General features: G+C 45.9%; 4 protein-coding genes, 1 tRNA gene, 2 rRNA genes and 1 riboswitch. Of the genes, 4 read left to right on the top strand and 3 right to left on the bottom strand.

Translation table 11 applies throughout. The annotated features are described in order from the left end of the window. The first annotated feature begins 209 nt into the window (after positions 1 to 209). The 3 genes from ITG12_RS12925 (at position 210) to ITG12_RS12935 (ending at position 3450) form a co-directional block, all read left to right on the top strand. Positions 210 to 3098, top strand: a 23S ribosomal RNA gene (locus ITG12_RS12925). 90 nt (positions 3099 to 3188) lie between these two features. Beyond that, positions 3189 to 3305: ribosomal RNA gene (rrf, locus tag ITG12_RS12930) — 5S ribosomal RNA — on the top strand. A 68-nt stretch (positions 3306 to 3373) separates the two neighbouring features. Further along, a tRNA-Asp gene (locus ITG12_RS12935) sits at positions 3374 to 3450 on the top strand. A 482-nt stretch (positions 3451 to 3932) separates the two neighbouring features. On the opposite strand, the gene ITG12_RS12940 is transcribed toward ITG12_RS12935, so the two are convergent. Both ITG12_RS12940 and ITG12_RS12945 read right to left on the bottom strand, forming a co-directional pair. Further along, positions 3933 to 4946 carry an IS110 family transposase gene (locus ITG12_RS12940; RefSeq protein WP_102778931.1) on the bottom strand — a complete coding sequence of 338 codons (1014 nt, stop codon included), beginning with the start codon at positions 4944 to 4946 and terminating at the stop codon, positions 3933 to 3935. Between the two features lie 710 nt (positions 4947 to 5656). Then, the gene (locus ITG12_RS12945) at positions 5657 to 6982 is read right to left on the bottom strand and encodes a sodium:proton antiporter (RefSeq protein ID WP_038879754.1); all 1326 of its coding nucleotides are present in this window, start codon (positions 6980 to 6982) and stop codon (positions 5657 to 5659) included. A 189-nt stretch (positions 6983 to 7171) separates the two neighbouring features. On the opposite strand from ITG12_RS12945, the gene metH reads away from it, so the two are divergent. After that, the gene (gene metH / locus ITG12_RS12950; RefSeq protein WP_104026797.1) at positions 7172 to 10852 is read left to right on the top strand and encodes a methionine synthase; all 3681 of its coding nucleotides are present in this window, start codon (positions 7172 to 7174) and stop codon (positions 10850 to 10852) included. A 75-nt stretch (positions 10853 to 10927) separates the two neighbouring features. Here the strand turns inward: metH and lysC are convergent, their stop codons facing one another. After that, complete coding sequence (gene lysC, locus ITG12_RS12955; protein ID WP_038879751.1) at positions 10928 to 12280, bottom strand: lysine-sensitive aspartokinase 3; 1353 nt, start codon at positions 12278 to 12280, stop codon at positions 10928 to 10930. Between the two features lie 122 nt (positions 12281 to 12402). Beyond that, a riboswitch (Lysine riboswitch) is annotated at positions 12403 to 12581 on the bottom strand. Positions 12582 to 12681 lie beyond the last annotated feature (100 nt).

Below are 12681 nucleotides of genomic sequence, written 5' to 3' on the forward strand. Positions count from 1 at the left end.
AAAACAATCTTTAAGATTGTTTGTAAAGTTCTCAATGTTTGTCTTTATGACAAACACCAAAAAACACATTCAAGTGTTCTTGGGAATATCACTTTTACAGTGATTATTCGAAATTGAGTCCGGCAAAATCGAAATGTCTCTCGCTCATTCAATAATGAGAGACAACTTTGGTGATTTGAACATCAACTCGAAACTCCTTCGGGTTGTATGGTTAAGTGACTAAGCGTACACGGTGGATGCCTTGGCAGTCAGAGGCGATGAAGGACGTATTAACTTGCGATAAGCCCAGATTAGGTAGTAAAAACCACTTGAGTCTGGGATTTCCGAATGGGGAAACCCACTAGCATAAGCTAGTATCGCTGCGTGAATACATAGCGCAGCGAGGCGAACCGGGGGAACTGAAACATCTAAGTACCCCGAGGAAAAGAAATCAACCGAGATTCCGAAAGTAGCGGCGAGCGAAATTGGACTAGCCCTTAAGCTTTATATGCGTTAGACGAACGGTCTGGAAAGTCCGGCAATAAAGGGTGATAGCCCCGTAGTTGACAACGCACATTCAGTGAAATCGAGTAGGGCGGGACACGTGATATCCTGTCTGAATATGGGGGGACCATCCTCCAAGGCTAAATACTACTGACTGACCGATAGTGAACCAGTACCGTGAGGGAAAGGCGAAAAGAACCCCTGTGAGGGGAGTGAAATAGAACCTGAAACCGTGTACGTACAAGCAGTAGGAGCACCTTCGTGGTGTGACTGCGTACCTTTTGTATAATGGGTCAGCGACTTATATTCAGTGGCAAGGTTAACCATCTGGGGAGCCGTAGCGAAAGCGAGTGTTAACTGCGCGACTTAGTCGCTGGATATAGACCCGAAACCAGGTGATCTAGCCATGGGCAGGTTGAAGATTGAGTAACATCAATTGGAGGATAAGAACCGACTAATGTTGAAAAATTAGCGGATGACTTGTGGCTAGGGGTGAAAGGCCAATCAAACCTGGAGATAGCTGGTTCTCCCCGAAAGCTATTTAGGTAGCGCCTCGGACGAATACTACTGGGGGTAGAGCACTGTTAAGGCTAGGGGGTCATCCCGACTTACCAACCCTTTGCAAACTCCGAATACCAGTAAGTACTATCCGGGAGACACACGGCGGGTGCTAACGTCCGTCGTGGAGAGGAAACAACCCAGACCGCCAGCTAAGATTCCAAATTATTACTAAGTGGGAAACGATGTGGGAAGGCTCAGACAGCCAGGATGTTGGCTTAGAAGCAGCCATCATTTAAAGAAAGCGTAATAGCTCACTGGTCGAGTCGGCCTGCGCGGAAGATGTAACGGGGCTAAGTAATAAACCGAAGCTGCGGCAATGAAGTTTTACTTCATTGGGTAGGGAAGCGTTCTGTAAGCCGTTGAAGGTGTGTTGTAAAGCATGCTGGAGGTATCAGAAGTGCGAATGCTGACATGAGTAACGATAAAGGGGTGAAAAACCTCCTCGCCGGAAGACCAAGGGTTCCTGTCCAACGTTAATCGGGGCAGGGTAAGTCGACCCCTAAGGCGAGGCCGAAAGGCGTAGTCGATGGGAAACGGGTTAATATTCCCGTACTTCTTACAATTGCGATGGGGGGACGGAGAAGGCTAGGTGAGTACTGGCGACGGTTGTCCAGGTTCAAGTGCGTAGGCTGAAGAGTTAGGTAAATCCGGCTCTTCTTAAGGCTGAGACACGACGTCGAGCTACTACGGTAGTGAAGTCATTGATGCCATGCTTCCAGGAAAAGCCTCTAAGCTTCAGATTGTAAGGAATCGTACCCCAAACCGACACAGGTGGTCGGGTAGAGAATACCAAGGCGCTTGAGAGAACTCGGGTGAAGGAACTAGGCAAAATGGTACCGTAACTTCGGGAGAAGGTACGCTCTTGATGGTGAAGTCCCTTGCGGATGGAGCTGACGAGAGTCGCAGATACCAGGTGGCTGCAACTGTTTATTAAAAACACAGCACTGTGCAAAATCGTAAGATGACGTATACGGTGTGACGCCTGCCCGGTGCCGGAAGGTTAATTGATGGGGTTAGACTTCGGTCGAAGCTCTTGATCGAAGCCCCGGTAAACGGCGGCCGTAACTATAACGATCCTAAGGTAGCGAAATTCCTTGTCGGGTAAGTTCCGACCTGCACGAATGGCGTAATGATGGCCACGCTGTCTCCACCCGAGACTCAGTGAAATTGAAATCGCTGTGAAGATGCAGTGTACCCGCGGCTAGACGGAAAGACCCCGTGAACCTTTACTACAGCTTGGCACTGAACATTGACCCTACATGTGTAGGATAGGTGGGAGGCTTTGAAGCGCAGTCGCTAGATTGCGTGGAGCCGTCCTTGAAATACCACCCTTGTAGTGTTGATGTTCTAACGTCGACCCCTTATCGGGGTTGCGGACAGTGCCTGGTGGGTAGTTTGACTGGGGCGGTCTCCTCCCAAAGAGTAACGGAGGAGCACGAAGGTGGGCTAATCACGGTTGGACATCGTGAGGTTAGTGCAATGGCATAAGCCCGCTTGACTGCGAGAATGACAATTCGAGCAGGTGCGAAAGCAGGTCATAGTGATCCGGTGGTTCTGTATGGAAGAGTAATCGCTCAACGGATAAAAGGTACTCCGGGGATAACAGGCTGATACCGCCCAAGAGTTCATATCGACGGCGGTGTTTGGCACCTCGATGTCGGCTCATCACATCCTGGGGCTGAAGTCGATTCCAAGGGTATGGCTGTTCGCCATTTAAAGTGGTACGCGAGCTGGGTTTAGAACGTCGTGAGACAGTTCGGTCCTATCTGCCGTGGGCGTTGGAAGATTGAAGGGGCTGCTCCTAGTACGAGAGGATCGGAGTGGACGAACCTCTGGTGTTCGGGTTGTGTCGCCAGACGCATTGCCCGGTAGCTAAGTTCGGAATCGATAACCGCTGAAAGCATCTAAGCGGGAAGCGAGCCCTGAGATGAGTCTTCCCTGATACTTTAAGTATCCTAAAGGGTTGTTCGAGACTAGAACGTTGATAGGCAGGGTGTGTAAGCGTTGTGAGGCGTTGAGCTAACCTGTACTAATTGCCCGTGAGGCTTAACCATACAACACCCAAGGGGTTTTGATGGACTCAATGCAAGAACGATTGAATGTGTAAGTAGAACTTAAAACAGCTTTCCGAATTAAAGAATTTGCTTGGCGACCATAGCGATTTGGACCCACCTGACTTCCATTCCGAACTCAGAAGTGAAACGAATTAGCGCCGATGGTAGTGTGGGGTTTCCCCATGTGAGAGTAGGACATCGCCAGGCTTTATTTTATTTTCACTTTTTATGAAAAAGTGAAGACAAAAACTTAGACTTAAATGTCTAACCAGTGCGGAGCGGTAGTTCAGTTGGTTAGAATACCGGCCTGTCACGCCGGGGGTCGCGGGTTCGAGTCCCGTCCGCTCCGCCATTTATTCCAGACCTCAGCAGAAATGCTGAGGTCTTTTCACATTTACGATGTTATTTTTTGGTCTACGACCAACGAGCCCCGCTTGTGTGCAAGCCCAGCCACTCCGCCACTTATTTAGAAACCCAGTCTTCGGACTGGGTTTTGTCGTTTAAAAGCAAAGAGGTTTTCCCTTGTCAGGGAATGAGGCCCAACTGCCAGCAACTCCGGGCTAGGCGTCCTAGCCGATTCGCCACTTATTCAGACAAAATGTATGGTCCGCCCCGTTATTGCAACTACAATTAAGTAATAACGGAGTTGGTTTGCGCTAATGTATTCGGAGTCCACGTTGGGAACATTAACTTCCCGCTCCACGATGATATCCGCGCCAGATTATCCTTAAAAGCCCCAAAGCAACTAGGTGCTATTTTTTGTATCAGGTTACTAATCTGGCCGTTCGACCGTTTTTGTCATCACGTTCATTGGCGTTGCAAACTTGGTTATGGCTATACAGCCTTAAAAGCTTGGCGGTGGTACAACACCGCCCAAGCTATTCTTGCTAGCTTATTGGCAAGTGCGACTACCACTACATTAAACGGCTTTGTTGCTCGTAAATTGACTAACCAATCTCCAAACACTTTTCCTGTTGTTTCTATCCTAGATAGCACGGATCTCGCTCCATGTATAAATAGAGCGCGAAGGTGTTTGTTCCCTCGTTTACTCATGCCTAATAGCTTTGATTTGCCACCCGTTGAATACTGCCTTGGAACGAGTCCTAGCCATGCAGCCATCTCGCGACCTCCACCAAAGTTTGAAGGAGAACTGATATTGGCCACACACAACGTTGCTGTTAAATCACCAATACCAGGAATACTCTTCAAAAGTTCAGCATTTTCATTATTTTCAGTAATCGCTTTCAGTTTTCTATCTTGAGTAGATACTTGCTCATTTAGGTATTTATAGTGCTCATGAATCGAGAGCAACTCAGCGACCAGACTCGGTGGTAGCTTTATATCTTGCTCGGCCAACCACTGAAATAGCGCTTTCATCTTGGCATGGCCTTTAGGAAAACTCAGCCCAAACTCAAGTAGTATTGCTCCAATTCGGCTCATACAAGCCGTTCGTTCTTTGATATAACCATCCCTCACTCGATGGATAGCTGCGATTACCTGAGCTTCCTCTGACTTGGCAGAGACAAATCTCATGCTTGGTCGACTCGCTGCTTCTGCTATCGCAGCCGCATCAATAAAGTCGTTCTTATTACCTTTGACGTAAGGTTTTACATATTGAGGCGGGATAAGTCGAACTCGATGCCCATAGGCTTCACACTTTCTCGCAAGCCAGTGAGCACCACCACAGGCTTCAAAAGCGATGATGGTAGGTTCAAGTACAGATAAGAAACGGAGTAGTTGGCTTCGACTAAACTTACGGCGAATAACGTCTTTGCCAGTGTGATTATTGCCAACCGCATGAAAGCAGTGCTTGCCTAAATCGATACCTAAGATGTGAATGGTAGACATATGGTTCACCTCGTTCTGAGAGCCTACTCTAAGCGTAGGGCTTGAGAGTGAGGCGGACCATATAATTAGCCCCAGCAGAAATGCTGGGGCTTTTTCGTATTTGCGATATTACTTTAGTCTACAACCAACGAGTCCAATTGAGTGCAAGCCCAGTCGCTCCGTCACTTATTTGAAAGGCTTGCTAGAAATAACAATTCTTGTATCCACAAATTTCTTCGTTGTTTGTTGTGGGCTGCTAGTGCCATACCAATCTGTCAGATTACTGGCCAGGTTAATTCATTATCTTTTGCACATATTTGTCACTCCATCATCACTTTCCAAGAGTTAACTCCATGCATATCACACCTCGTCTGCAATATTGGTGTAGTTCGTAATGCTCTGGTTTGCTACATGATATTTTCATAGCCTTACTCTATCGGGTTCAATGTTGTGCCATATTCCGCCTGTAAACGAGCTGTTGTATTTTGTGCCCAAATCTTACTTAGTCTTGAAACTAAGCATCGACCGATTCAACCTTAGTGTAGCTAGGAATCTTGAGGATTGTTTTAATTTGAGTTTTTAGTATTGACTGGAGTTTGTTGATATTGGAAGGATATCAGAGCGTGGCGATGTTTGAGGGAAATCAGCCAGTCTATTCTATTAATAGCTGCTTGGTTCAGGCATAAAAAAGGCAGCCAATCGGCTGCCTAATTTTTCAATTATAAGAGAGTTTATTCTTGAGAGACTTTAGTTTCATGCTTAGCAACAGAAGCTTCGGCTTCCATTTCTTTCTCTGCTTGCTTCGCTTTCTCAATCATTGGCGTTATCGTTGATCCTTGAATAAGGATCGAGAAAACTACAACAGAGTAGGTCATCACCATGATGATCTCTTTCACATCAATCAGTTTTTCTGGGATGACTAAAATACCTGATGGAATTGATAGTGCCATTGCTAAAGCTAGACCTCCACGTAATCCACCCCAAGTTAGAATCTTCACGGACCATGGGTTGTACTTTCTGTAGCGTTTAAAGCCAATATAAGGAATAAAGACACTTAGGTAGCGAGCACCAAGTACTAGTGGCACAGATATCGCCATCATAATCCAGTCTTCTTTATGGAATTCGAATAGCAACATCGACATACCGATTAGAAGGAATAGTACACCATTCAAGAATTCGTCGACCAACTCCCAGAAATGGTCTAGGTGGTCTTCACTTTCTTTTGAGAAGCCGATAAAGCGAGTCCAGTTACCAATCATGATGCCAGAGACTACCATTGCAAGTGGTCCTGAAACATGGAGATATTCAGCTAGAGCATAACCTGCTGTAGGAACGCCAATCGTTAATAATAGTTCCATGGAGTGGTCATCGGTCGCACTAATCAAGTAGTGGAAAATTAACCCTAATACGAAGCCGTAAACAATACCGCCAATTGCTTCTTGGATGAATAGAAGGGTTACGCTACCAACCGTCGGGGCTTCTGTACCAAATGCGATCGTGAATAGAGTGACGAAGATAACTAGACCGAAACCATCGTTAAACAGAGACTCGCCTTCAATTTGTGTTGAAATGCGTCTTGGAGCGTCCAATTTCTTCACAATAGCGAGAACTGCAATCGGGTCGGTTGGAGAGATAAGTGCGCCAAACAGTAAGCAGTAAACAAGGTCAAACTGAATACCAATAACTTGGCAAAAACCGTAAAGAACAAAACCAATGAAGAATGTGGAGAAGAGTGTTGCACCTAAAGCGAGTACCGTAATTTCCCACTTTTGATCTTTAAGGTTGGGAAGTTTGATACCTAAACCACCGGCAAAAAGCAGGAAGCCTAGTATGCCTTTCAGAAGAAAATCTTCGAAATTTATGCTGGTGACGGTTTCTGTGGCAATCTCAGTAAGATGAAACCAATCGTTTTGACCTGCGATTAGAATGAGAAGTGAAAGGATCATCGAACCAGCGGTAATGGCGATGGTCGTTTGCATCTTTCCTATCTTGCTGTTTACAAAGGCGATAACCATTGCTGCCGCGGATAGAAAACATAAAGTATGATAGACCGACATAGAGCTCTCTATTTGTAACATTTTATGAATGGAATTCTCGGCCGATGTTGTCTAAATAGCAAACATTTTTTCGTGATTATTTTGTAACTCGAGACAATACAAAATAATTACAATTCCTATTTTAGACGTCTAGACTCCTGTTGCTTGTGTGATAGGATGGAGAAATAACAAAAGGAATGAGGCTGTACTGTGGGAAGTAATGTAAGACAACAGATTGAAGCTCAGTTAAAGCAACGTATTCTTCTGATCGATGGTGGTATGGGCACCATGATTCAGGGTTACAAACTTGAAGAGCAAGATTATCGAGGAGAGCGCTTTGCCGATTGGCATTGCGATCTAAAAGGCAACAACGATTTGTTGGTGCTTAGTCAGCCTCAATTGATAAAAGAGATACACACTGCTTATTTAGAAGCAGGTGCTGATATTTTAGAGACCAATACCTTCAACGCCACGACCATCGCGATGGCGGATTATGATATGGAAGGTCTCAGTGAAGAGATTAACTTCGCGGCTGCTAAGCTGGCCCGTGAAGCCGCTGATGAATGGACGGCAAAGACTCCTGACCGTCCGCGTTATGTTGCCGGTGTACTTGGCCCAACCAACCGTACTTGTTCTATCTCTCCTGACGTAAATGACCCAGGTTATCGTAATGTTTCGTTTGATGAGCTAGTTGAAGCTTATTCCGAGTCAACTCACGCCTTAATTAAAGGTGGTTCTGACCTTATTCTGATCGAGACGATCTTTGATACGTTGAATGCCAAAGCTTGTGCTTTTGCAGTTGATTCCGTCTTTGAAGAGCTAGGATTTAAACTTCCAGTTATGATTTCAGGCACGATTACGGACGCGTCTGGACGAACACTATCTGGGCAAACAACCGAAGCTTTCTATAATTCGTTACGCCATGTGAATCCTCTTTCGTTCGGTTTGAACTGTGCACTTGGGCCTGACGAATTGCGACCGTATGTAGAAGAGTTATCACGTATATCTGAATCCTTTCTCTCTACTCATCCAAATGCGGGTTTGCCGAACGCATTTGGTGAATATGACCTTTCACCTGAAGATATGGCTGAACATGTTAAAGAGTGGGCAGAGAGTGGTTTCTTAAATTTAATTGGTGGTTGTTGTGGTACGACACCAGAACACATCCGTCACATGGCAATGGCAGTTGAGGGGGTGAAGCCTCGAGAGTTACCTGATCTTACCGTTGCTTGCCGCTTATCAGGTCTTGAGCCACTAACGATTGAAAAAGAAACCTTGTTTATCAACGTGGGTGAGCGCACGAACGTAACTGGCTCTGCTCGTTTTAAACGCCTGATCAAAGAAGAGCTCTACGATGAAGCCCTTGAAGTAGCTCGTCAACAAGTAGAGAACGGGGCTCAGATTATCGATATCAACATGGATGAAGGTATGTTGGATGCTGAAGCCTGTATGGTTCGCTTCCTTAATCTATGTGCATCTGAGCCAGAGATATCAAAAGTACCAATCATGGTTGACTCTTCTAAGTGGGAGGTTATCGAGGCTGGCTTGAAGTGTATTCAAGGCAAAGGCATTGTTAACTCTATCTCTTTGAAAGAAGGGAGGGAGAAGTTTGTTGAACAAGCGAAGTTGATCCGTCGTTATGGTGCGGCCGTTATTGTGATGGCATTTGATGAACTTGGTCAGGCGGAAACACGAGAACGTAAACTTGAAATTTGTACCAATGCGTATCGAATCCTTGTTGACGAAGTTGGCTTCCCGCCAGAAGACATTATCTTTGATCCAAACATTTTTGCTGTCGCGACGGGTATTGAAGAACACAACAATTACGCAGTGGACTTCATCGAAGCGGTGGCTGATATTAAACGCGACTTACCTCATGCGATGATCTCTGGTGGTGTCTCTAACGTTTCCTTCTCATTCCGCGGTAATAACTATGTTCGTGAAGCGATTCATGCGGTATTCCTGTACCACTGTTTTAAAAATGGCATGGACATGGGTATCGTTAACGCGGGTCAGCTAGAAATCTACGATAACGTTCCTGACAAATTGCGTGAAGCGGTAGAAGATGTGGTTCTCAACCGTCGTAATGATTCAACTGAGCGACTACTTGATATCGCCGCTGAATACGCAGGAAAGGGTGTTGGCAAAGAAGAAGATGCTTCTGCTCTAGAGTGGCGTACTTGGCCAGTAGAAAAACGTTTAGAGCATGCGCTGGTAAAGGGCATCACGGAGTTTATTGTCGAAGACACAGAAGAGGCCCGTTTAAATGCCTCTAAGCCATTAGAAGTGATTGAAGGCCCTCTCATGGATGGCATGAACGTGGTTGGTGACTTGTTTGGGGAAGGTAAGATGTTCCTTCCGCAAGTTGTTAAGTCTGCTCGTGTAATGAAACAAGCGGTTGCCCACCTTGAGCCTTTCATTAACAAAGAAAAGCAAGCGGGCTCATCGAATGGCAAAATCTTGCTCGCGACGGTGAAAGGTGACGTTCACGATATCGGCAAGAATATCGTTGGTGTAGTTTTGCAGTGTAACAACTACGAAATCATTGACCTTGGTGTCATGGTACCGTGCGAAAAGATCCTCAAAGTAGCGAAAGAAGAGAATGTCGACATTATTGGTTTATCAGGCCTTATCACCCCTTCTCTTGATGAAATGGTTCACGTAGCAAAAGAGATGGAGCGTCTTGATTTTGATTTGCCACTCTTGATTGGCGGTGCAACGACGTCAAAAGCGCATACTGCGGTTAAGATTGAACAAAACTACAAGAACCCAGTGGTGTATGTGAATAATGCTTCGCGGGCGGTTGGAGTATGTACATCATTGTTGTCTGATGAACTTCGTCCTGCGTTTGTGGAGAAGCTGGATGAGGATTACGTTCGTGTCCGTGATCAACACAACCGCAAAAAGCCAAGAACCAAGCCGGTCACTTTAGAAGAAGCTCGTGCCAATAAGGTTGCTATTGATTGGGACGTTTACACACCGCCAGCACCCGTTAAGCCAGGTATCCATGTTTTTGACGACTTCGATATTGCGACATTGCGTCAGTATATCGATTGGACGCCTTTCTTTATGACGTGGTCTCTCGTTGGTAAGTACCCGACCATTTTTAAACACTCAGAGGTTGGCGAAGAGGCGAAGCGTTTGTTTAAAGATGCAAATGATTTGCTGGATCGAGTTGAACGTGAAGGATTGCTTAAGGCTCGTGGTATGTGTGGTTTGTTCCCCGCGGCGAGTGTTGGTGATGATATCGAAGTCTACACAGATGAATCACGTACCGAAGTAGCGAAAGTTTTGCTCAATTTACGTCAGCAGACCGAGAAACCAAAAGGGTTCAACTATTGCCTTTCTGATTATGTTGCTCCGAAAGAGTCGGGTAAAAAAGATTGGATTGGCGCATTTGCAGTGACTGGTGGAATTGGTGAGCGTGAACTCGCAGATGAATACAAAGCACAAGGCGATGATTACAACGCTATTATGATTCAAGCGGTTGCGGATCGTCTGGCAGAAGCATTTGCTGAGTGTCTGCATGAACGAGTACGCAAAGAAATTTGGGGCTATGCGGCAAAAGAAGCACTCTCTAATGAAGACCTAATTCGTGAAAAGTACCAAGGTATTCGACCTGCTCCGGGTTATCCAGCATGCCCTGAACATACCGAGAAAGGACCTCTTTGGGAATTGATGAATGTTGAAGAGAATATTGGTATGTCTTTGACCTCGAGCTATGCGATGTATCCAGGAGCCTCTGTTTCTGGCTGGTACTTCTCCCATCCAGACTCACGTTATTTTGCGATCGCTCAGATCCAAGAGGATCAGATGCTAAGTTACGCTGATCGCAAGGGCTGGGATAGGATCGAGGCTGAAAAGTGGCTCGGTCCAAACATTAACGGTTAAATCGATCCACACGCAAAAGAAAAGGGCTGCTACGTGCAGCCCTTTGTTTTATTCGTCCAGAGTATTTAGTAGCGATTATTGCTCGAATAGCTCTGTGTGCAGTTTCTGAATAGCTTGTCGTGATACAGACTCATGAACAAGGAAACATAAGTTATGTGGGCTTGCACCGTAACAAATCATACGTAAGTTGAAGTCCTCTAGTGTTCCGAAGACTTGCTTAGCGTAGCCTTTGCTCTCGCTCATGTTGTTACCAATCAGAGCGACTAAACAGAGGTCGTGCTCAACTTCTACTGTACACAATTCTTCGAGCTCTTCGCGTACTGCCTGTGGTAGCTGTGGAGCACCACCTGATGTGTCTGTTTGATCGAGAGTGAGTGACACACTGATTTCAGATGTGGTGATCAAGTCCACTGAGATTTTGTGTTTAGCTAGGATCTCGAACACTTTCGCTAAGAATCCGTAAGCATGGAACATGTTCACGCTGCGCAGAGTGACCATAGTTTGATTGCAGCGAAGAGCAAGTGCTCGGAATAGCGGTGAGCTCTCTACTTGGTGTCGAATCCACGTACCACCTTTTTCTGGCTCTTTAGAAGAGCCAACGAAGACCGGAATATCGTGACGGAGTGCTGGTACCAGAGTAGAAGGGTGAAGGATCTTCGCGCCGAAGTTTGCCATCTCTGATGCTTCGCTAAAGCTGATCTCAGGAATTGGTGACGCTTTGGGGGCAATCCGTGGGTCGGTAGTGTAAATGCCCGGAACGTCAGTCCAGATTTCTAGGCCTGCCGCTTTAACACCTTCAGCAATCAAAGCTGCGCTGTAGTCACTACCACCGCGACCTAATGTTGTGGTGTTGCCTTCTTCATCTGAGCCAATAAAGCCCTGTGTAATGACGACATGTTTTTGGCAAAGAGGAACCAGCTGTTCTTGCGCTAGCATTGAAATACTTGCTAGTTGTGGTTCTGCGCGGCCAAAGTTGCCATCTGTTTTTAAAATATCTCGAATATCAAAACGAGCGGCGTTGATGCCTCTTTCACGCATTAACTGAGCAAGAATATGAGTCGACATCAGCTCGCCACATGCCACTAAATGGTCAGTCAGTTTGGTGCTTGCTTGAATAGAGGCCGCTTCTGCAAGGCTTGTGACTGTATCTAGAATCTCGTAAACCTCGGCAGCCGCTTTAGTAGCATCTTCTAATCGAGATAAAATTGATTCATGAATGTCGGCTAATTTTTGCAGCACTTTAGCGCGATGTTCTTGGTCCTGAACACCGTTTGCTAGTTCGACCAAAAGGTTGGTCACGCCAGAACAAGCACTACTCACGACAAGGCGGGTATTTGGATTGTTTTCTATAATGGTGGCACAACGGCTCATTGCCTCAAAGTTGGCAACACTGGTTCCACCGAATTTTGCTACGTTAAATGCGCTCACTGCGTTCTCCCACGACTTCCTAAAAAATAACAACATCAATTGGTTGCCAATACATCCAATGTTTTTGGTGAGGAAAGGAACAGAGAAAATAGAGAGGTATTTAGAATGTAATTTGAAAATTTACCCTCAGAAGCCCTTCATCAGACTGCGCTGATGACAGTTGATGGGACTCAACCCAAGTCAACCGATAAGCCAAATCCTGCAACTTTGACTTACCTCGGCACTACTCCCCCTGAGTGATTGGTATTGGAATTGCGGCTCCACAAATCACCTGCCTGGGCAGTGCTCCTCTTCTGCATAAAGCTCAAACATTGAACGGTTTTGTTGTCACAATGTCAACCAATATCTCCAACCAGAATGAAAGTTTTTATTAACGAATTTGTGACAGTGGTTTGACCTCT

Origin of the sequence: Vibrio sp. ED002 (assembly GCF_023277445.1) — a bacterium.
GTDB classification, from domain to species: Bacteria; Pseudomonadota; Gammaproteobacteria; order Enterobacterales; family Vibrionaceae; genus Vibrio; species Vibrio jasicida.